Annotated in this window: 16 protein-coding genes and 1 pseudogene; 13 read left to right on the top strand and 4 right to left on the bottom strand. The window is 59.8% G+C overall.

What is annotated here, in order from left to right; translation table 11 throughout:
* Positions 1–31: 31 nt before the first annotated feature.
* The 3 genes from CAF65_RS04465 to CAF65_RS04455 are packed head-to-tail and all read left to right on the top strand — an operon-like array spanning position 32 to position 2,948.
* On the top strand, positions 32–1,438 hold the full coding sequence (locus CAF65_RS04465) for an FAD-binding oxidoreductase (protein ID WP_085715197.1): 1,407 nt from the start codon (positions 32–34) through the stop codon (positions 1,436–1,438).
* A gap of 43 nt (positions 1,439–1,481) precedes the next feature.
* Positions 1,482–1,823 (top strand): cupin domain-containing protein, encoded by a 342-nt coding sequence (locus tag CAF65_RS04460; protein ID WP_085715196.1) that lies wholly within the window; start codon positions 1,482–1,484, stop codon positions 1,821–1,823.
* A gap of 39 nt (positions 1,824–1,862) precedes the next feature.
* On the top strand, positions 1,863–2,948 hold the full coding sequence (locus CAF65_RS04455; protein WP_085715195.1) for a polyamine ABC transporter substrate-binding protein: 1,086 nt from the start codon (positions 1,863–1,865) through the stop codon (positions 2,946–2,948).
* 42 nt (positions 2,949–2,990) lie between these two features.
* Here the strand turns inward: CAF65_RS04455 and CAF65_RS04450 are convergent, their stop codons facing one another.
* A complete protein-coding gene (locus CAF65_RS04450) occupies positions 2,991–3,647 on the bottom strand; it encodes a hypothetical protein (protein ID WP_085715194.1) in 657 nt (218 codons plus the stop codon).
* A 625-nt stretch (positions 3,648–4,272) separates the two neighbouring features.
* Between CAF65_RS04450 and CAF65_RS04445 the strand changes: the two genes are divergently transcribed.
* The 8 genes and pseudogenes from CAF65_RS04445 to CAF65_RS04410 all read left to right on the top strand — a co-directional run bounded on the left by CAF65_RS04445 (position 4,273) and on the right by CAF65_RS04410 (position 16,234).
* Positions 4,273–5,730 carry a serralysin family metalloprotease gene (locus tag CAF65_RS04445; RefSeq protein WP_085715193.1) on the top strand — a complete coding sequence of 486 codons (1,458 nt, stop codon included), beginning with the start codon at positions 4,273–4,275 and terminating at the stop codon, positions 5,728–5,730.
* Positions 5,731–5,811: 81 nt separating this feature from the next.
* Positions 5,812–6,231: an AprI/Inh family metalloprotease inhibitor gene (locus tag CAF65_RS04440; protein ID WP_085715192.1), complete on the top strand. Its 420-nt coding sequence runs from the start codon at positions 5,812–5,814 to the stop codon at positions 6,229–6,231.
* Between the two features lie 154 nt (positions 6,232–6,385).
* Positions 6,386–8,161: a type I secretion system permease/ATPase gene (locus CAF65_RS04435; RefSeq protein ID WP_085715191.1), complete on the top strand. Its 1,776-nt coding sequence runs from the start codon at positions 6,386–6,388 to the stop codon at positions 8,159–8,161.
* A gap of 35 nt (positions 8,162–8,196) precedes the next feature.
* A complete protein-coding gene (locus CAF65_RS04430) occupies positions 8,197–9,507 on the top strand; it encodes an HlyD family type I secretion periplasmic adaptor subunit (RefSeq protein ID WP_371918996.1) in 1,311 nt (436 codons plus the stop codon).
* 2 nt (positions 9,508–9,509) lie between these two features.
* Entirely contained in the window at positions 9,510–10,877 is a 1,368-nt protein-coding gene (locus CAF65_RS04425) for a TolC family outer membrane protein (protein WP_085715189.1), read from the top strand.
* Between the two features lie 154 nt (positions 10,878–11,031).
* Positions 11,032–14,079 carry an autotransporter domain-containing protein gene (locus tag CAF65_RS04420; RefSeq protein ID WP_085715188.1) on the top strand — a complete coding sequence of 1,016 codons (3,048 nt, stop codon included), beginning with the start codon at positions 11,032–11,034 and terminating at the stop codon, positions 14,077–14,079.
* A pseudogene (locus CAF65_RS04415) lies at positions 14,080–14,277 on the top strand (polyurethanase); the annotation flags it as partial.
* A gap of 103 nt (positions 14,278–14,380) precedes the next feature.
* On the top strand, positions 14,381–16,234 hold the full coding sequence (locus CAF65_RS04410; RefSeq protein WP_085715187.1) for a polyurethanase: 1,854 nt from the start codon (positions 14,381–14,383) through the stop codon (positions 16,232–16,234).
* Positions 16,235–16,343: 109 nt separating this feature from the next.
* On the opposite strand, the gene CAF65_RS04405 is transcribed toward CAF65_RS04410, so the two are convergent.
* Complete coding sequence (locus tag CAF65_RS04405) at positions 16,344–16,562, bottom strand: YgdI/YgdR family lipoprotein (RefSeq protein ID WP_085715186.1); 219 nt, start codon at positions 16,560–16,562, stop codon at positions 16,344–16,346.
* 9 nt (positions 16,563–16,571) lie between these two features.
* The gene (locus CAF65_RS28345) at positions 16,572–16,736 is read right to left on the bottom strand and encodes a hypothetical protein (protein ID WP_158090057.1); all 165 of its coding nucleotides are present in this window, start codon (positions 16,734–16,736) and stop codon (positions 16,572–16,574) included.
* 18 nt (positions 16,737–16,754) lie between these two features.
* On the opposite strand from CAF65_RS28345, the gene CAF65_RS04400 reads away from it, so the two are divergent.
* Positions 16,755–18,422, top strand: a complete 1,668-nt coding sequence (locus tag CAF65_RS04400; protein WP_085715185.1) for a VRR-NUC domain-containing protein — start codon at positions 16,755–16,757, stop codon at positions 18,420–18,422.
* Entirely contained in the window at positions 18,419–20,767 is a 2,349-nt protein-coding gene (locus CAF65_RS04395; protein WP_085715251.1) for an ATP-dependent DNA helicase, read from the top strand. The genes CAF65_RS04400 and CAF65_RS04395 overlap by 4 nt, the downstream gene beginning before the upstream one ends.
* A gap of 41 nt (positions 20,768–20,808) precedes the next feature.
* Here the strand turns inward: CAF65_RS04395 and CAF65_RS04390 are convergent, their stop codons facing one another.
* Positions 20,809–21,963: a MalY/PatB family protein gene (locus CAF65_RS04390; protein ID WP_085715184.1), complete on the bottom strand. Its 1,155-nt coding sequence runs from the start codon at positions 21,961–21,963 to the stop codon at positions 20,809–20,811.
* Positions 21,964–22,107 lie beyond the last annotated feature (144 nt).

Below are 22,107 nucleotides of genomic sequence, written 5' to 3'. Positions count from 1 at the left end.
CGTCATCGAAGTTTGAGTGGCGGAGTCTTGCATGCCGGCGTGGCGCAGTATCAGTTTGTGGATGGACCAACTCGACGAGCCGCTATTGGCACGTCCGGCGCTGGAGCAGGATCTGGACATCGACGTGGCAATCATCGGTGCCGGTTATACCGGGCTGTGGACCGCGTACTACCTCAAGCGTCAGGCACCGGAGCTGAACATTGCCATCATCGAGGCGCAGACCGCCGGTTTTGGTGCCTCGGGCCGTAATGGCGGCTGGCTGATGGGTAATCTGTTGGGCGAAGACCGGCTGCTGGCCGGCCTGTCACCGGAGCAGCGCCGGGCGTCCTATGACTTGTTGCACAACATCCCCGACGAAGTGCGAGTTGTCCTCGAGCGCGAAGGTATCGACTGCGATTTGCGCAAAGGCGGGGCATTGTATTGCGCCGCCCGCTACCCGGAGCAGGAAGCCAGCCTTCGGCTATATCTGGACAAGCTATACCGCCAGGGCCTCAACGAAAACGATTACCGCTGGCTCGGCCCGGAACAACTGGCGCAACAGATTCGTATCGCAAAACCCTATGGCGGCATCCATGCGCCCCACGTCGCGACCCTGCACCCGGCGAAACTGGCGCGCGGCCTGGCACGCACGGTCGAGCGCATGGGGGTCAGGATCTACGAAAACAGCCCGGTCACCCAATGGCAGTCCGGCAGCCTGAGCACGACGCAAGCCTCGGTGCGCAGCCGCTGGGTGGTGCCGGCGGTGGAAGGTTATGCCGTCACGTTGCCACCACTGGGGCGTTATCAGTTACCGGTACAAAGCCTGATCGTCGCTACCGAACCGCTGTCCGCCGCCACCTGGGACGAAATCGGCCTCAGTCAGGGCCAGGCGTTCGGTGAAAGCAGCCGTCAGGTCACTTATGGCCAGCGTACCACCGACAACCGGCTGATCTTCGGCGCCCGGGGCGGCTACCAGTTTGCCGGTCGATTGCGCCATGACTTCGACCTGACCAGCAGCGAAATCGAGCTGCGCCGGTATCTGTTCGGCGAACTGTTCCCGCAACTCAAGAACGTGCGGATCACCCATGGCTGGGGCGGCAACCTGGGCATGTCCCGGCGCTTCAAGCCGCACATGCTGTGCGACCGGGTCAGCGGCATTGCCTTGTCCGGCGGTTATGGCGGGGAGGGCGTCGGTGCCAGCAACCTGGGCGGGCGAACCCTGGCGGACCTGATCCTGGAGCGCGATACCGAGCTGATCCGCCAGCCGTGGGTCATTCCCCAGGGCGGGCTCGACGCACTCAAGGCATGGGAACCCGAGCCGTGTCGCTGGCTCGGCTACAACGCGATCATCCGCAGCTTCGTCCACGAAGATCAGACCCTGGCCAATCCAGTCAGCGCGCCCTGGCGGCGCAAACTCGCCAGCGGGATCGCGGGGTTCATGGAAGGTTTCATGCAGTAAACGGCGCGCTCTTCAACTACAGGCTTTATCGACAGGTACTCCCATGAGCATCACGCAATTCAAGAACACCGCAACCATGACGCTTGAAGAATCGAACCCGGTCGCCGTACCACTGGGCACGCCCGTGGCCATGGCTTCGACCACCAGCGTGGAACGCGACGATGGCGTCGAAACCGGCGTCTGGGAATGCACGCCCGGTCGCTGGCGGCGGCAGATCGTCGCCCAGGAGTTCTGTCACTTCATCCAGGGCCGTTGCACCTTCACTGCGGATGACGGCGAAACCCTGCACATACAAGCCGGCGACGCACTGATGTTGCCTGCCAACACCCTCGGGATCTGGGATATCCATGAGACCGTGCGCAAGACATACGTTTTGATTTTTTGATTGCCTGCCAATAACAAAAATCCATACAGGAATCGACTCATGCTCAGAAAGACACTGACCCTGGCACCCCTGATGCTCGCCGCTTCAATCAGTCAGGCGGCGGAAACCGTCAAGATTTACAACTGGTCGGATTACATCGCGCCGGACACCACGAAGAACTTCCAGAAAGAAACCGGCATCGCCTTCACCTACGACGTCTACGACAGCAACGAAACCCTCGACGGCAAGTTGATGACCGGCAAATCCGGTTACGACGTGGTGTTCCCGTCCAACCATTTCATGGCGCGGCAGATTGAAGGCAAGGCGCTGTTGAAGCTCGACAAGAGCCAGTTGCCAAACTGGAAGAACCTCAACCCGGTGTTGCTCAAGGCCTTGCAGACCAACGATCCGGGCAACGAACACGGCTTCCCGTACCTGTGGGGCAGTACCGGCATCGGCTACAACATTGCCAAGGTCAAAGCGGTGCTGGGCGATAACGCCCCCGTGGATTCCTGGGACCTTATCTTCAAGCCGGAAAACATGCAAAAACTGCAGAAATGCGGTGTTGCCATCCTCGATAACGGTCCGGAACTCTTGCCCGCCGCACTGAACTACCTGGGGCTGGCGCACCACAGCAAGAACCCGGAAGACTACAAGAAGGCCGAAGCGCTGCTGATGAAAGTCCGGCCTTATGTCAGCTACTTCCACTCGTCCAAATACACCAGCGACCTGGCCAACGGCGATATCTGCGTGGCGGTCGGGTTCTCCGGCGACATCCTGCAAGCGGAAAATCGCGCCAAAGAAGCCAAAAACGGCATCGACATCGGCTATTCGATTCCCAGGGAAGGTGCTGCGATCTGGTTCGACATGGTCGCCATGCCCGCCGATGCCCCGGATGAGAAGGCCGGTTACGCCTTCATGGACTACCTGCTGCGCCCGGACGTGATGGCGAGCATCAGCAACCATGTGCACTACGCCAATGGCAACGAGCAGGCGGACGGCCTGATCGACCCGGCCATCAAGAACGATACCAAGGTTTACCCGAGCCCCGAGATGATGGGGAAATTGTTCGCGCTGGAAGCGATGCCATTGAACATCGACCGGATTCGTACCCGGGTGTGGAACAAGATTCGCACCGGCAGCTGAAAAGCGCTATCAGGCCATCGGGAAAGGGTATCCCGATGGCCATCAGCCGGCTGGCTCGAACGTACAACGCATTTGCCCCGAGCCCGGGATCTGTAACAGGGCCTCGTTATCGGTTTGCCAAAAGCGGTAGCTGCCCCGCAAATCCTTGCCGTTGTATTGACTTGCATAATCGTTCGGCACCTGGATAAGGGTGGCAGAGGTATTCGCCCATTTCAGGTACACCACACGCGGCTCGACATTGAAGAACGTGGCGGCAATCAACGCGTTCAATCCTGCGCAACGAAAGGCCACGGGGCCATCGGTGAGCCTGCTTGGATCCTTTGTCCTCGCAATGGCCGAACCCTGGCGAAGCTGGTGCGCGCGTTCGGCATAACTGCGGATCGTGCATGCCTTGGGCTCTGCCTTGGCAGCACATTGATTTCGCGCGTCGACCCAGAAGCGCTGTTCGATCTCGACCTTGTCGGGACGCGGTACCGAATGATCGTCCGTGAGCGCCAGGCGATAAAGGCGTGTCAGTTCAATCTCCATCTGCTTGAGCTGTGGGTCGCGACAGATCAGTTTCTCGACGGATGCGCTGGCCCTGGCGCAGTCGAAGCTGGTTGCCAGGACCGTAGTCGTCCCGGCATTCGCACAAATGCTCATTACCGCACCAGCGCTGGCGGCGATGAGAGCGGCCAAAAAGGGCGTGACCATTTTCATGTCGGCTTCACCCGGATCATTTCGTGAGGCCCGTGGTGCAAGGCAATCCATCGAGCCCTTGCACCGTCATTCGTTCATAGGCTGTATCGCAGTTTAAGGCAGTGTGCAAAACCTGCCACACCGGGGAGGGTTCCAAAGGGACGACAACGCCGGTTGTGTAGCCTTTCTGGAGCTGCAATCGCTCTTGCCTGATGGTCATTCGTTACCTGTAATGGCCTCTTCGCGCACAAGATTGGCGTAAATCCTGTGGGAGCGAGCCTGCTTGCAAAGAACGACGACTCGGTATTCAGAGGTGAACACTTCATTGAAATGTTTAACAGATTAAACATATATAGTCGGACGATTCAACGTTCCAGAAACTTATCTGTATTTAATAATTAAATTGCCGATTGTCCGACAATAACTCCCGCCCAATGTTTTTTAACTCAATACTTTTTCGGCACGCCCATTGTTTTCGGGCACATTCCTGAAATGCACAAATTTGACGTCAAAAAAGTAGTGGACGTTTGATTTCTGATTGTGTCAGTTTTCCTATGCCTTCAATGGGCGAGTGATAGGACGATCTCGCCAGGGATCGTCGTTATCTGACAAAAACTGTTCCATAGCTAAACAAGGAAGTGTGTTTATGTCGAAAGTAAAAGATCACGCTATTGACTCCGCCGAACAGGTGCTGCTGCCACTTTCAGCATTGGCGGCAAGCAGTACTGCATTCAATCAAATCTATAGTTTCAGCCATCAGTATGATCGGGGCGGCAACCTCACGGTCAATGGCAAACCCTCGTTCTCCGTCGACCAGGCAGCCAACCAGTTGCTGCGCGACGGCGCTGCTTACCAGGACAAGGACGGCAGCGGCAAAATCGAGCTGACCTATACCTTCCTGACTTCGGCATCGTCGAGCACGATGTACAAGCACGGGATTACCGGGTTCAGTCAATTCGGCGCGCAGCAGAAAACCCAGGCCGTGCTTGCCATGCAATCCTGGGCCGATGTGGCCAACGTCACCTTCACCGAGAAGGCCAGCGGCGGCGACGGTCACATGACCTTCGGCAACTACAGCGGCGGTCAGGATGGTGCGGCAGCGTTTGCTTACTTGCCTGGTACCGGGGCCGGTTACGACGGGACTTCCTGGTACCTGATCAACAGCAGCTACACGCCCAACAAGACCCCGGACTTGAACAACTATGGCCGGCAAACGCTGACCCACGAAATCGGCCACACCCTGGGCCTGTCCCACCCCGGCGACTACAACGCCGGCGAGGGCACACCGACCTACAATGACGCTTCCTACGGGCAAGACACCCGCGGCTACAGCGTCATGAGCTACTGGAGTGAAAGCAACACCAGCCAGAACTTCAGCAAGGGCGGCGTCGAAGCCTATTCGTCCGGCCCGCTGATGGACGATATTGCTGCGATTCAGCAGCTCTACGGCGCCAACACCACCACCCGCACCGGCGACACTACCTACGGTTTCAATTCCAACACCGGCCGCGACTTCCTGAGCGCGTATTCGTCGGCGGACAAGGTGGTGTTTTCGGTCTGGGATGCAGGCGGCAAGGACACCCTGGACTTCTCCGGGTTTACCCAGAACCAGAAGATCAACCTCAATGAAGCGTCGTTCTCTGATGTTGGCGGCCTGGTGGGTAACGTCTCCATCGCCAAGGGTGTCACCGTCGAGAACGCCATTGGCGGGTCGGGCAACGACCTGCTGATCGGCAATGACGTGTCCAACGAGCTGAAGGGCGGTGCCGGTAACGACATCCTTTACGGCGCTGGCGGCGCGGACAAACTGTGGGGCGGCACAGGTTCGGACACCTTCGTGTTTGCGGCCAGCAGTGACTCCAAGCCTGGTGCGGTCGACCAGATCCTCGACTTTGTCAGCGGTCTGGACAAGATCGACCTGACCGGCATCACCAACGGTACAGGCCTGCACTTCGTCAGCGCCTTCACCGGGGCGATGGGCGACGCGGTGCTCAGCACGTCGGGCGGCAACAGTTTGTTGTCGATCGACTTCTCCGGGCATGGCGTGGCTGATTTCCTGGTCAGTACCGTGGGTCAGGCGGTGTACTCGGACATCGTGGCTTGATGTGAGATGAACAAGGAGGGCGGCGCTCGATGCGCCGCTCTCTTACCGTAAGCAGGGTTGCGGCCCGGAGTACAAAAACCTATGAGGCACAGCGTCTTTTCCCGCAAGGCAAGCGCGTGGCTACTGGCAGCGCTGATGATGTTTTTTGGAGAGGAAACCATGGCAAACAGTCTGAAACTGGCGGATCCGTCAGAGTTGGCCGGCAATTGGCTGGCTACGTTGAAAGCCGCGCAAGACACTGACAAATCACCGCTCGTTGCTTCGAATGCATGCTTGATCGACCTTCAGCCAAACCAGACCCTGGGCGCTGGCGCGGACTGTTTCACTGCCTGGCTCGGGGAGCAGGCGATCGGCTGGTTTCCTGAACCGGACGGCATCGCAATCACCGGCAATGAGGGCTCGAAAATCCTGTTCCTCAGCCGCCAGTACGAAGGGCTTTATCAAGGCACTTTGCAGTCGGGTCGGATCATTACCCTCAAGCGGCCGATGCGTTTGCCGTAAGGCAGTCCATCGCCAGCCCCCGACACTTTATCGATCACAAAACTGTGCTCGTTACTTGTAAACGATACCGGGCAAACAATGTCTCGACCCTATGCGGACAGTTAACTGGAACCTCGCCCACGGGTGGCGATAAATATCAGCTCAGGAATAACCAATGAAGATGGCGAAGGACCCAGCCACTGCACCATTAATCAAGGCACTGGGGGACTATAAGAGCATCTTGATCAGCGTCGGCTGTTTTACCGCCCTGATCAATATTCTGATGTTGGCGCCCTCTATCTACATGCTGCAAGTCTATGACCGGGTACTGTCTTCGCAGAATGAAACAACACTGGTCATGTTGTCGCTGATGCTTGTCGGGTTCTTTGCCTTTATCGGTTTGCTGGAAGCTGTTCGCAGTTTCATCGTTATCCGTATCGGCAGTCAGTTGGAGCGACAATTCAATCTGCGGGTCTATCGGGCGGCGTTCGAGCGCAACCTGTTCAAAGGCGAAGGCAATGCGGGACAGGCGCTGGGGGATCTGACACATATTCGCCAGTTCGTCACCGGCCCTGCGTTGTTCGCGTTCTTCGATGCGCCGTGGTTCCCGGTGTACCTGTTGGTGATTTATTTGTTCAACATCTGGCTCGGCGTTTTTGCCACTGCGGGGGCTCTGTTGCTGATTGCACTGGCCTGGCTGAATGAGTCCATGACCAAAAAACCGCTGGGTGAAGCCGCCGCGTGTTCCCAGCATTCCAGCCAATTGGCCACCAGCCATTTGCATAACGCCGAAACCATTCAGGCCATGGGCATGCTGGGGGCGTTGCGCAACCGCTGGTTCCAGGTGCATTCACGCTTCCTCGGCCTGCAAAACCAGGCCAGCGACACGGGCGCCGTCATCAGTTCCTTGAGCAAAACCCTGCGCCTGTGCCTGCAATCGTTGGTGCTGGGCCTTGGTGCGCTGCTGGTGATCAAGGGTGACATGACCGCCGGGATGATGATTGCCGGTTCGATCCTGATGGGCCGCGTGCTGAGCCCTATCGATCAGTTGATCGCCGTATGGAAGCAGTGGAGCGGCGCCAAGCTGGCTTACCGCCGTCTCGACGCCTTGCTGCAGGCCTTCCCATCGGGCGACGCGGCCATGGCGTTGCCGGCGCCGAAGGGCCAGATCACCTTTGAGCAAGTCAGCGCGGCGCCTCCGGGGCAACGGGAGGCGTCCCTGCACCTGGTCAGCTTCAGCCTCGCTGCGGGTGAGGTGATGGGCGTACTCGGTGCTTCCGGTTCCGGTAAATCGACACTGGCACGGGTACTGGTGGGTGTCTGGCCGACGCTTGGCGGTACGGTGCGGCTCGACGGTGCGGACATCCATCGCTGGAACCGCGACGACCTCGGGCCTTACATCGGTTACCTGCCGCAGGATATCGAATTGTTCAGCGGCAGCATCGCGCAAAACATCGCGCGTTTCCGCGAGGCCGATCCACAGAGCGTCGTGGCCGCCGCGCAGCAGGCCGGGGTGCATGAACTGATCCTGCGCCTGCCGCAAGGGTACGACACCGTGCTCGGCGAAGACGGCAGTGGCCTTTCCGGTGGACAGAAACAACGGGTGGCCCTGGCCCGTGCGCTGTACGGTCAGCCGAGCCTGGTGGTGCTGGATGAACCGAACTCCAACCTCGACACCGCGGGTGAAGCGGCGTTGACCAGCGCGATTGCGCAAATGAAGGCCCAGGGCACCAGTGTGATTCTGGTGACCCATCGTTCTTCCGCATTGGCCCAGGCCGACAAGTTGCTGGTGCTCAACGACGGGCGCTTGCAGGCGTTCGGTTCGAGCCAGGACGTGCTCAAGGCACTCTCGGGGGCTCAGCAAGCACAACATGAAAAAACCGCGCAAGCGCCGGCCGGGCTCAGCATGAGCTGGCAGTCTCAGCCCGCGACAAGGAGTTCGGGCGTATGAGCCACAGCCAAGTAAAGCCTCAAAACGAAGCGAAGATGGAGCAGGACTGCCTGGCTGGGCAGCCTGAACGCGACGCGCGTTACTTCGCTCGCCTGGGCTGGATACTGGCGATTGTCGGCGCTGGCAGTTTCTTCACTTGGGCCAGCCTGGCACCCCTCGATCAGGGCATACCGGTACAGGGCACAGTGGTGGTTTCGGGTAAGCGCAAGGCTGTGCAGTCGATGAGCAACGGCGTGGTCAGCCAGATTCTGGTGAGCGAAGGCCAGCGGGTGAAACAGGGCCAGCCGCTGTTCCGGCTCGACCAGACTCAGGTCGCCGCGGACGTGCAATCGTTGCAAGCGCAGTACCGCATGGCCTGGGCCAGCCTTGCTCGTTGGCAAAGCGAGCGGGACAACCTCAAGCAGGTGAATTTCCCCGCCGAGCTGAGCAACGACCCAGACCCGCGTCTGGCGTTGGTACTGGAAGGCCAGCGCCAGCTGTTCAGCAGCCGCCGCGATGCATTCGCCCGCGAGCAGGCCGCTTTGCGCGCCAGCATCGAAGGCTCCGGCTCGCAACTGGCTGGCATGCGCCGTGCCCGCAGCGACTTGAGTGCTCAGGCCAATTCCCTGCAACAACAGCTAAGCAATCTGACGCCACTGGCGGAAAACGGCTACATCCCGCGCAATCGGTTGATGGAGTACCAGCGGCAACTGTCGCAAGTGCAACAACAGTTGGCAGAAAATCTCGGCGAAAGCGGCCGGGTGGAGCAGGGCATTGTCGAGTCCCGCTTGAAGCTGCAACAGCATATCGAGGAGTACCAGAAAGAAGTACGCACCCAATTGGCCGAAGCGCAGCTCAAAAGCGTGACGCTGGAAGAACAGTTGACCTCCGCCGGGTTCGACCTGCAGCACAGCGAGATCATCGCCACGGCGGACGGCATCGCGGTGAACCTGGGTGTTCACACCGTTGGTGCGGTGGTGCGTCAGGGTGAAAGCCTGCTGGAGATCGTGCCGCAGGACACACAGCTGGAAGTGGAAGGGCGCCTGCCGGTCAACCTTATCGACAAGGTGGGGCCGCATCTGCCGGTGGATATCCTGTTCACCGCCTTCAACCAGAGCCGTACCCCGCGTGTGCCGGGCGAAGTCAGCCTGGTCTCCGCCGACCAGATGGTCGACGAAAAAACCGGTGCACCGTACTACGTGCTGCGCAGCAGCGTCAGCGACCAGGCCATGGAAAAACTCAATGGCCTGGTGATCAAGCCCGGCATGCCGGCGGAAATGTTCGTGCGCACCGGTGAACGTTCGCTCCTCAATTATTTGTTCAAACCGCTGCTCGACCGGGCAGGCTCCGCGTTGACCGAGGAATAAGGATATTCGGCTGTATGAATAAGCTTTCGATGCTCGGGACGGCGTTGATGCTGCTCGCGGGCAACCCGGCCGTGGCGGCCATGGGACCGTTCGAGATCTATGAACAGGCATTACGCAATGATCCGGTATTCCTCGGCGCCATCAAGGAACGCGATGCAGGCCTTGAGAACCGTGCCATCGGCCGTGCCGGGCTGTTGCCAAGACTGGGTTACAACTACAACAAGGGCCGCAATAGCTCCAAGGTCACCTACCTCGACGAGCGCAGGCAAAACCAGAGCGATGACCGCAACTACAGCAGTTACGGTTCCAGCCTGACCTTGCAACAACCGTTGCTCGACTACGAGGCCTACGCGGCTTATCGCAAGGGCGTCGCGCAATCGCTGTTTGCCGACGAAAACTTTCGTGGCAAGAGCCAGCAATTGCTGGTACGGGTGTTGGAAAACTACACCAAGGCGTTGTTCGCCCAGGACCAGATCGATATCGCCCTGGCCAGGAAGAAAGCTTTCGAGCAGCAGTTCCAGCAGAACGAGCAGATGTTTCGCCAGGGCGAAGGTACTCGCACCGACATTCTTGAAGCCGAATCGCGCTACGAACTGGCTACCGCTGAAGAAATCGAAGCGCGTAATGAACAGGATGCATCTCTGCGCGAACTCGGTACGCTGATCGGTGTGCCGGCGATCGACATTGCCGACCTTGCACCACTGGATCAAAACTTCCAGACCTTCACCCTGCAGCCGGCCAATTACGACACCTGGCATGAGATGGCCGTGGCCAATAACCCTAACCTGGCTTCCCAGCGCCAGGCGCTTGAAGTGGCGCGCTACGAGGTCGAGCGCAACCGGGCCGGGCACCTGCCCAAGGTCAGCGCCTACGCCACGGTGCGTCAGAATGAATCGGAAAGCGGCAACACTTACAACCAGCGCTACGACACCAACACCATCGGCATCGAGGTCAATATGCCGCTGTACGCTGGCGGTGGTGTTTCGGCGTCGACCCGTCAGGCAAGCCGCGCGATGGAGCAGGCCGAGTACGAACTGGACGGCAAGACCCGGGAAACCTTGATCCAGTTGCGACGGCAGTTCAGCGCCTGCCTGTCGGGGGTGAGCAAGCTGCGGGCCTATCAGAAGGCCTTGGTCTCCGCAGAAGCGCTGGTGGTGTCGACCAGGCAAAGCATTCTTGGCGGTGAGCGGGTCAACCTCGATGCGCTGAATGCCGAACAACAGCTCTACACCACCCGTCGGGACCTGGCCCAGGCGCGCTACGACTATTTGATGGCCTGGACCAGGTTGCATTACTACGCCGGCACCTTGAGCGAGCAGGACCTGACCAAGGTAGATGAGGCCTTCGGCCAAGGCCCGAGGGTGCAGTAGCTATTAGAAACAGCGTGGCGAGGACTCAAGAAATGCCTGTCTGTTGATCAATTGAACGCCGCAGCCCCTGTAGTCGCGCGATTTGACCAAGAGGAATTGAGGCAAGGCTTCCAGCAACAAGGATTTTGGCAACACAACTAAGGACGGTAGCTCGATGAATAACAAGTACAACAACCTTGCCTTGCTCTGCGCGTTGGCCACACTGGGCACCGCACACGCGGCCCCCTTCGTGGAAAACGGCAGGACAGGCGATCCCGAAAGCTGGCGCAGCACGGAGTTCAACGCCGACTGGGGCCTGGGGGCGATCAACGCGCAGGATGCCTATGCGGCCGGTTACACCGGCAAAGGCGTGAAACTGGGGATCTTCGACCAGCCGGTGTACGCCCTGCACCCGGAATTTTCCGGCGCCAATAAGGTCATCACGCTGGTGACCAGCGGCATCCGTGAATACACCGATCCGTACATTCCAGTCAAAGCCGGGGACGCCTTTCTCTATGATGGTTCGCCCTCGATAGGCTCCAACGGCAAACTCGGTGCTCATGGTACCCACGTTGGCGGGATCGCCGCTGGCAGCCGCGATGGCGGGCCGATGCACGGCGTCGCCTTTGGTGCGCAGATTATCAGCGCCGACAACGGCGACCCGGGTCCGGAAGACGGTATCGTACGCGGCAACGACGGCGCGGTGTACAAGTCCGGTTGGGACGCCCTGATCGCCAGCGGCGCGCGGATCATCAACAACAGCTGGGGCATCGGCATCACCGACCGCTTCGACCTCGGCGGTCGAGACCCGGCGTACCCGCACTTCACCGTGCAGGATGCACAAGTGCAGTTCAACGAGATCCAGATGTTGCTGGGGACCAAACCCGGCGGTGCCTACGACGGCGCCATCGCGGCGGCCCGCAGCGGCATCGTTACGATTTTCGCCGCCGGCAACGACTACAATCTCAACAATCCGGACGCCATCGCCGGCCTCGGCTACTTCGTTCCCGAGATCGCGCCGAACTGGATGACCGTCGCGGCCTTGCAGAAGAACCCGGACACCAACAGCCCCGAGCTTTACAACATCAGCACCTTTTCGTCGCGCTGCGGCTACACCGCAAGCTTCTGCGTGTCTGCACCGGGCAGCCGGATCTACAGCTCGATCATCAGCGGCACCCATGCCGCCGATCTGACCACCGGTTACGCCAATTACAACGGCACCTCCATGGCGGCGCCCCACGTTGCCGGCGCCGCGGCGGTGTTGATGGAACGCTTCCCGTACATGACCGGCGCGCAGGTTGCCAGTGTGCTGCGCACCACCGCCACCGATCTCGGAGCATCGGGTGTCGACGAGCTGTATGGCTGGGGGATGATCAACCTGCACAAAGGCATCGATGGCCCGGCGATGTTCGTCACCGAGCAGGACATTCCCGAGCAATGGCGCATCGAAGGCGCTTATGGCTCCAGCCAGTTCGTCGCTGACTTGCCGGGTATCGGCGCGGTCATCGACGCCGGAAAACCCACAGAGCGTGTGTGCAATGACGTGCACTGCGGCCTCGACGTCTGGCGTAACGACATTTCCGGCCACGGCGGTCTGACCAAGCAGGGCATCGGTACGCTGGTGCTGACCGGTGCCAACACCTATGCCGGCCCGACGCTGGTCAATCAGGGCCGATTGGCCATCAACGGTTCGCTGCTGTCGGCCGTCACCGTCAATGACAATGGCATCCTCGGCGGTAACGGCAGCATCGCGGCACTGACTGCGAAAAGCGGCGGGACCGTGGCCCCCGGCAATTCCATCGGCACCTTGCAGGTGGCGGGCGACGTGACCTTCGAGCCTGGCTCGACTTACGCCGTAGAGCTGTCGCCCACCAGCAGCGACCAGATCATTGCCGACGGCAAGGCCACCATCGAGGGTGCAACGGTCAGCCTGTCGCTGGAAAACAGCCCGACTCTGCTGACCACCCGCGAGGTGAAAACCCTGTTGGGCAATCAGTACAACATCCTGCAAGCCGCTGGCGGGATCGAAGGGCGTTTCGGTGCGGTGTTGCCGGACTACCTGTTTATCGGCGGCACCCTCGGCTACACCGCGGGCGGCATTCAACTGGCGGTGGAGCGCAACGCGACCTCTTTCGCGAGCGCCGGACGAACCCCGAATCAACGAGCCGTGGCCGCTGCCGCCGAGCAACTGGGCGCAGGCAATCCGCTCTACGAAACCCTGCTGTTGTCGCCGACCGCCGCTGTCGCGCAACAAGCGTTCCAGCAACTGTCCGGCGAGATTCATCCGGCGATCGGTACGCTGCTGATCAACGACAGCCGTTACCTGCGCGATGCTGTCGGCGAACGTCTGCGCGAGCATGATCTGTTCGACGCCGCGGCACCGACCGATGAGCGCAGCAACGCCTGGCTCAAAGTACTGGGCGCCTGGGGCAAGAGCGATGGCGGGCATGACAACGCCAGTTCCAACAGCTCCATTGGCGGGCTGCTGGCCGGTGTCGATGGCTTGATCGCTGAAGATACGCGGCTGGGTTTCGTCACCGGTTACAGCGACAGCTCGTTGAGCATGGGTGATAGCACGCACTCGCAAGCCAAGGTCGACAGCTATCACCTGGGTGCTTATCTGGGCCATGAAATCGATGCGCTGCGCTTGAGCCTCGGCGGTGCTTACAGCTGGCATCGCATCGACGCCAAACGCGACCTGCAATTCGGCGACGTCAGCGGCAAGCAGAAATCCAAACGCGATGCGACCACCGCGCAACTGTTCACCGAAGCGGCGTATCGCCTGGACTTGCAACCGCTGGCGCTGGAGCCGTTCGTCAATTTGGCGTACGTGCACCTCAACAGCGACAGATTCAGCGAAAAAGGTGACGCCGCCGCACTCGAGGGCGGTGACAACAACCGCGACGCGGTGCTCTCGACCCTCGGCCTGCGGGCGAGCAAAGCCATTTCACTGTCCGACCAGCAACAACTGGAACTGTCCGGCACGCTCGGCTGGCAGCACAACCTCGGCAATACCCGTTCCGAAGACCACCTGGCCTTCGTCAACGGCAACACAGCGTTCAGCGTGCAAAGCGTGTCCATGGACCGCAATGCCGCGGTGGTCGGTGCTCGCGCTGGATGGGCGCTGGGACGCGATACCCGTTTGAACATGGACTACAACGGAGTGCTCGGCTCCCGGGAAAAAGACCATGGGGTAGGCCTGACCCTAGACTGGCAGTTCTGATTTGATGCGATCAACGGCTACCAGGGCAGCGACACCCTGGTGTTCATGGGCGTTGAAGGCGCGGGGCAGGGCCATGACTACCGACAGCATGCCTCCCAGGCCGGTCAAGACAGGGTGCTGAAGGTTGGCGACTTTTCCGTGACCCTGATCGGGGTGGGGCTGGATGACCTTTCGAGTTCCGGCTTTGTGTTTGCCTGACAGATTTTTGTAACAGCACAGGAGGCTCCGGGGCACCCCGCGATCGAGGTGTCCCGGCCGTGAGCGATCTCTGACAATTCCAACAAAGAGAGAGGCAATACCCATGGGTGTGTATGACTACAAGAACCTGAGCACCGCAGACGCCAAAGCGTTGTTCGCTGATGCGATGGCGATCACGCTGTACGCTTATCACAACCTCGACAACGGCTTTGCCGCCGGTTACCAGCACAACGGTTTCGGAGTGGGCCTGCCGGCAACGTTGGTGACCGCGCTGATTGGCGGCACCAATTCCCAAGGGGTGATTCCCGGTATCCCCTGGAACCCTGATTCGGAAAAAGCCGCACTGGACGCGGTACAGAAAGCCGGTTGGACACCCATCACGGCCGCGCAGCTGGGCTACGACGGCAAAGTCGATGCACGGGGAACCTTCTTCGGCGAAAAGGCCGGCTATACCAGCGCCCAGGTGGAAATCCTCGGTAAGTACAACGCCCAAGGGCACCTCACGGAAATCGGCGTCGCCTTTCGCGGCACCAGCGGCCCTCGTGAAATCCAGATCAGCGACTCCATCGGCGATGTCATCAATGACCTTTTGGCAGCATTGGGTCCACAGGATTACGCGAAAAACTATGTGGGTGAAGCGTTCGGCAAGCTGCTCGCCGACGTCGCGGCGTTTGCCCGGGCCAACGGCCTGTCCGGCAAGGACGTGCTGGTCAGCGGTCACAGCCTGGGCGGGTTGGCAGTCAACAGCCTGGCGGATTTGAGTCGCGAAAAATGGGGTGGCTTCTTCCAGGATTCCAACTACATCGCCTACGCCTCGCCAACTCAAGGCAGCAGCGACAAGGTGCTGAACGTCGGCTATGAAAACGATCCAGTGTTCCGCGCGCTGGACGGTTCGGCGTTCAACCTGGCATCGGTCGGCGTGCACGATGCCGATCAAGCCTCGGCCACCAACAACATTGTCAGCTTCAATGACCACTATGCGTCGATCGCATGGAATCTGCTGCCGTTTTCCATCCTCAACATCCCGACCTGGATTTCCCACCTGCCGACCGGTTACGGCGACGGCATGACCCGGGTGCTGGAATCCCGGTTCTACGACCTCACCAGCAAAGACTCGACCATCATTGTTGCCAACCTCTCGGACCCGGCGCGAGCCAACACCTGGGTACAGGACCTGAACCGCAATGCCAACCCTCACAAAGGCAGCACTTTCATTATCGGCAGTGACGGCAACGATCTGATTCAGGGCAGCAAGGGCAACGACTATCTGGAAGGCCGCGACGGCAACGACACCTTCCGCGATGCCGGTGGCTACAACATCCTGTTGGGCGGCAAGGGGCACAACGTGCTCGACTTGCAGCAGTCGGTGAAAAACTTTGACTTTGCCAACGATGGCGCCGGCAACCTGTACATCCGCGATGCCAATGGCGGCATCAGTATCACCCGTGACATCGGCAGCATCATGAGCAAGGAGCCCGGCTTTCTATGGGGGCTGGTCAAGGATGACGTGACCCACAGCGTCACCGCCAACGGGCTGGTGGACGGCAACCAGCTGACCCAGTACGCGTCGTCGATAAAGGGGGGCGCGGGGAACGATACGCTCAAGGCGCAGGCGGTCGGCGATTGGTTGTTCGGGCTCGACGGCAACGATAATTTGATCGGAGGCAAGGGCAACGACGTGTTGATCGGCGGGGCCGGCAACGACTTGCTGGAATCGGGGGGCGGGATCGATACGTTCCTGTTCAGTGGCGCGTTTGGCCACGACCGGGTGCTGGGCTATCAGGCGAACGACAAACTGGTGTTTCTCGGGGTGCAGGGTGTGTTGCCGAACGACGACTTCCGGGCTCATGCCACAATGGTAGGGCAGGATACCGTGCTGACGTTTGGTGATGATTCGGTGACGTTGGTCGGGGTCGGGCTGGACACTTTGTCTGGGGCGGGGATTGTGATCGCCTGAGGATGATGCGGCGCCTGTAAGGGCCTCTTCGCAAGCAGGCTCGCTCCCACAAGAATCACACGAACTCCTGTGGGAGCGAGACTGCTCGCGAAGAACGATAATGCGGTATTCAGTCTTCCTGGCGAATGGTGGTCACTTCGTCGGCCCTGACTTTCACTTTCGCCCCGGAAATATCCTCGAATTCGAAGAAGCCATTCTTGGTATTCGGCATGTCCTTGGTCAAATACTGGGTGCCGTTCTGCAGGGTCACCACCGTTGGCGTAGAACAACCGGCCAGTACCAGAAAGGCCGCTACCGCCAATGGCAAACCCAGAGTATTGATGTTCATAACCACCTCTCAGCCTTCAAAAATGCTGCGACTGTCGTGCGCGACAGCACCTCTAACGCGGTTGGTGCCATGGATCGGCAGAAAGTTCGACGCGCTGGAAAAAATACCTGACAGCGCTTCCGCCCATCCTTTTCCGATTGCATCGGGGAGGGCGTTGCTGGTATCTGTACGCATAACCAGTATTCGCTCGCCATGGCCCATTTTTCCGTGACTGAAACCCCCCTCGACGATCCGTTCTATTACTTGAACAACTTCACACAAGTGCTTGATTGGCTTGAGCATCGCTATGGCGATGTGTTGAGCGTCGAGGAGCAGCGATTCATTCGCGACTTCAATGATTTGTCTCGCGAATCCCGGGCATTGCTGGTCAGGATGGTGATGCGCAAGGGCATTCATTTCAGGTGCAGCAAACTGCATTACGCCGAAATCGGTGACATTGCCAGCGCTGCCGAACCGCTCGTGGCACTGGGGTGGCTCGATGAAAAACTGCCATTGTCGGTCGAGGTGTTGTTCGACCTGCTGCTCAAGGCCGAAGTCGTTCAATATTTTGGCAACGCCATCGATCAGCCCAAGGGCAAAAAGACCGATTGGCTGTTGATGCTGGTCGAGCAGTTTCCCGAAGCGCGTAGTTTCGGTGAGTGGTGTCCGTCGCTGAACGAGCGCTTGTTCAGTTTGACTGTCATGGGCCTGTGCGATCGCTTGCGCTTGATGTTTTTCGGCAATCTTTATCAGGACTGGTCCGAATTCGTGCTGGCCGACCTTGGTATCTTCACCTACGAAAAAGTCGAATTCTGCGCTGATTCCCGGGGTTTTCGCAGCCGCGAGGACGTGGACGCCTGCATGTTCCTCCACCAATGCCAGCAGCGCTTCGAGGCCGGTGAGGCGTTGGCCGGCATCATTGAGCAGATCAACGGGTTGACGCTGATCAACCCCTGGCTGCAAAGGCGTCGTGACAAGCTGCTGTTCCAGATCGCCCAGCACTGCGAACGCATGGCGGATTTCTCCATGGCGCTGGCGTTGTACCGCAATTGTGCCTACCCCGGCGCACGTCAGCGGTCGATCCGCGTGCTGGAACGTTGCGGGGAATACGAGCGGGCCCTGGACCTCGCCACCCAGGCCGAACAATCACCACAAAGCGCCGCCGAACAACAACAGTTGCTGCGCATGTTGCCCCGACTGCGGCGCAAACTGGGCGGTCCGCCCGTGAAACGTCCGTCTGCGCGGGACATGCTGCGTCTGGAACTGCAACTGCCCAGAACCGACCCGGAGATGTCGGTGGAGTTTCACGTTCAAGCGCACCTGACGGAAGATTCGGCGCCGGTGCATTACGTCGAAAACAGCCTGATCAACTCACTGTTCGGCCTGCTGTGCTGGCCAGCCATTTTTGCGCCGTTGCCGGGGGCCTTTTTCCACCCGTTCCAGCGCGGCCCGGTGGACCTGCTCAACGAAGACTTCCATGAGCGCCGGGCTGACCTGTTCGAAGCCTGCCTTGCGGAACTCGACGATGGGCGATACCTGTCGACCATTCATCGGCGTTATAACGAAAAACGGGGCGTGCAGTCGCCCTTCGTGTTCTGGAACGTACTGAGCGATGAATTGCTGGAACAAGCCCTGGACTGCTTGCCGGCCGAGCACCTCAGGCACTGGTTCAACCGGTTGTTGCTCGACATCAAGGCCAATCGCGCCGGCATGCCGGACCTGATCCAGTTCTGGCCGCAGCAAAAGACCTACCGCATGATCGAAGTCAAAGGCCCGGGGGATCGCTTGCAGGATAACCAGCTTCGCTGGCTGGAGTTCTGTCATGAACACCACATGCCGATTGCCGTGTGTTATGTGCAATGGGCGGAGCAGGGCGCTTGAGCTACAGCATCGCGGTGCGGGCCCTGTGCGAGTTCACGGCCAAGACCGGCGACCTCGATCTGCGTTTCACTCCGTCGCCTACCGCACTGGAGGGCATCGTCGGGCACCGTACGGTGGCATCGCGCCGCAGTGAGGGCTATCAAAGCGAAGTCGCTCTTGAAGGCCAGTATCAAACATTGACGGTCAAGGGCAGGGCGGATGGTTATGACCCTGGGCAAAACTGCCTGGAAGAGGTCAAGACCTACCGCGGTGATCTGAGCCAACAACCGGCCAACCACCGTCAATTGCATTGGGCCCAGGCCAAGATCTACGGCTGGTTGATGTGCCGGAAACTGGATCTGTCACAGATCAATCTTGCGCTTGTGTATTTCGATATCGTCAGCGAAAAGGAAACCTGCCTGGTCGAGCCCTTCGAGGCCGCGCAACTGCGACAGTTCTTCGAGCTGCACTGCGCAAGTTTCCTCCAATGGGCGCAACAGGAAGTCGCCCATCGCGACGGGCGCAATCTTGCGGCGCAGCATCTGGCGTTTCCCCACACCGATTTTCGGACGGGACAGCGCCACCTGGCCGAGTCTGTGTTCAAGGCTGTCAGCACGGGGCGCTGCCTGATGGCCCAGGCACCCACTGGCATTGGTAAAACCCTGGGCACCTTGTTTCCCGTGCTCAAGACGCTGGCGCCGCAGCAACTGGACAAAGTGTTCTTCCTCACGGCGAAAACCCCGGGACGCAAACTGGCCCTGGACGCCGCGCAAGTGATTCTTGCCAGCGCCGATTCTCCGCCGTTGCGGGTGCTGGAGATGATCGCCCGGGACAAGGCCTGCGAACACCCGGATAAAGCCTGCCACGGCGAGTCCTGTCCACTGGCCCGGGGTTTCTACGATCGCCTGCCCGCCGCCCGGCAGGCGGCCAGTCAACTGAGCCTGTTGAACCAGAGCGCCTTGCGCGAGGTCGCCCTGGCACACGATGTGTGTCCGTATTACCTGAGCCAGGAAATGGCGCGCTGGGCCGACGTGGTGGTTGCCGACTACAACTATTATTTCGATTTCAGCGCGCTGCTGTTCGGTCTGGCCCAGGCCAACAACTGGAAAGTCGCGGTGCTGGTCGACGAAGCCCATAACCTGGTGGAACGCGGCCGGCAGATGTACAGCGCCAGTCTCGATCAGGCGACCTTCAACAGCGTGCGCAAAACCGCACCCGAAGTGCTGAAAAAGCCGATGCAGCGGGTCAACCGCGAGTGGAATGCCCTGCATAACGCACAAACCGGCGCCTACCAAGCCTATGACAAGGCGCCGGAAAAGCTCCTTCAGGCACTTTCATCGTGCAGCGCCAGCATGGGTGATTATATGAACGATCACCCGCAAGGACTGGACAGCACACTGCGGGGCTTTTACTTCGACATGCTGCATTTTTGCCGGGTGGCCGAACTGTTCGATGAGCAGTTCCTGTTCGACATCAGCAAGCGTGATCTTGAGCGCAAGCGCAATCTCTCGCAGCTGTGCCTGCGCAATGTGGTTCCCGCCGGGCTCATCCGCCCGCGCCTGACTGCCGCGCGCAGCACGGTGCTGTTTTCCGCAACCCTCAGCCCCCGGCACTATTACGCCGATTTACTGGGAACACCGGCGGATACGGTGTGTATCGACGTCGAATCGCCGTTTCATGCCGATCAACTGCAAGTGCACATCGTCAATCAGATCTCCACGCGGTTCGTCCATCGCCAGTCCTCTCTCGAACCGATCGTGGACTTGATCGCCAGGCAGTTCTGCAAACGCCCCGGCAATTACCTGGCGTTTTTCAGCAGTTTCGATTATTTGCAGCAGGTGGCGCAGTTACTCGCCGAGAAACATCCGCATATCAGTCTGTGGTCGCAGTCCCGAGGCATGGGCGAAGCGCAACGTCAGCAGTTTCTCGATCAATTCCACGCCGACGGCCAGGGTGTCGGCTTTGCGGTACTGGGCGGGGCCTTTGGTGAAGGCATCGATTTACCCGGTGCCCGGTTGATCGGCGCATTTATCGCCACGTTGGGGCTGGCACAGCTCAATCCGGTGAACGAGCAACTGAAACGGCGCATGGCCGCCATTTTTGGCACCGGTTACGACTATACGTATCTGTTTCCCGGCATACAGAAAGTGGTGCAGGCCGCTGGACGGGTCATTCGTACGCAACAGGACCAAGGAGTGGTGATGTTGATCGATGACCGTTTTGGCGAGGGCAAGGTCAAGCAGTTGCTGCCGCGTTGGTGGGCCATAGCAGGCAATTGCTCGGAGCATCAAAGCATCGGGTTGTCACCCTGTGGGAGCGGGCTTGCCCGCGATGGCGTCGGCACAGTCGACATTGATGCTGACTGACACTGCGCCATCGCGAGCAAGCTCGCTCCTACAGGGGGATATCAGGCCTTGAGATGGCGCAAACTGCGCTCCATCCGCGCAATGCCTTCTTCCAGCAGCGACCGTGGGCAACCGAAATTCAGGCGCACGAACTGTTTGCAGTCATCGCCAAAGTCCAGGCCGGCGCTCAAACCGACCCTGGCCTGTTCGAGGAAGAACTGCTGCGGGTTGTCCAGTCCCAGTGCCGTGCAGTCGAGCCATGCCAGATAGGTGCTTTGCGGCAGGTTCATGGTGATACCCGGCAGGCGGGTACGCACGGCCTCGGCGAGGAAATCGCGGTTGCCCTGCAGGTAGACCTTCAGCGCGGCCAGCCATGGCGCGGCTTCGCTGTAGGCGACGCGGGTGGCCTCCATGCCCAGCGGATTGACACTGTCGACCATGCCGCAACGGGCGTGGTTGACCTTCTCGCGCAGGTGGCGGTCCTGGATGATCATGAACGAGGTTTTCAGGCCGGCAATATTGTAGGCCTTGCTCGCCGACATCAGCGTGATGGTGCGCTGGGCGATCTGCGGGCTCAGGGTGGCCATCGGAATGTGCGTGCGGCCATCGAAGCACAACTCGGCGTGGATCTCGTCGGAAATGATCCAGGCATCATGCTCAAGGCAAATGTCGGCAATGGCTTGCAGTTCTGCGCGGGGGAAGGCCTTGCCCAGCGGATTATGCGGGTTGCTCAGCAGCAGTGCGCCACCCCCTTGCAGTGACTGGCTCAAGGCATCCAGCGGCGTGGTGTAGGTGCCATCGGCTTGCGCTTCGAAATTCAGCTCGACCTTGTTCAGGCCCCAATGCCCGGGGGCGTGGCGCAGCGGTGGGTAGTTCGGAACCTGCACGACGACGTTCTGTTGCGGCTGCACCAGGGCCTTCAATGCCATGTTGAAGCCCGACTCGACGCCCGGCAGGAAAATCAGCTCCTGGGGCTCGACGCGCCAGGCGTATTTGTTCCAGAGGTCGGCAACGATCGCCTCGCGCAGATCATCCTGGGCCACGCTGTAACCGACCATCGGGTGTTCCAGGCGCTTTTGCAGGGCCTGGATGATCACCGGCGGCGCAGCGAAATCCATGTCGGCGACCCACATCGGCAACACGTCGGCCGGGTAGCGACTCCACTTGGTACTGCCGGTGTTGTGGCGGTCGAACACCTGATCAAAATCGAAAGTCATGCGGGGTCTCGTAACTGCAGGTTGGTTATGGCGCCATGATAATCGCCAACCCCCTGTAGGAGCGAGCACGCTCGCGATGGAGTATCAGTCGACACTCACTCAACTGACACACCATCGTCGGAACGCCGCCCGGATCAAGCTCGC

The sequence above is a fragment of the Pseudomonas sp. B28(2017) genome (genome assembly GCF_002113025.1).
GTDB lineage: Bacteria > Pseudomonadota > Gammaproteobacteria > Pseudomonadales > Pseudomonadaceae > Aquipseudomonas.
The sequence above is the reverse complement of the archived record's forward strand: the minus strand, read 5'-3'. Positions and strand labels throughout refer to the sequence as shown.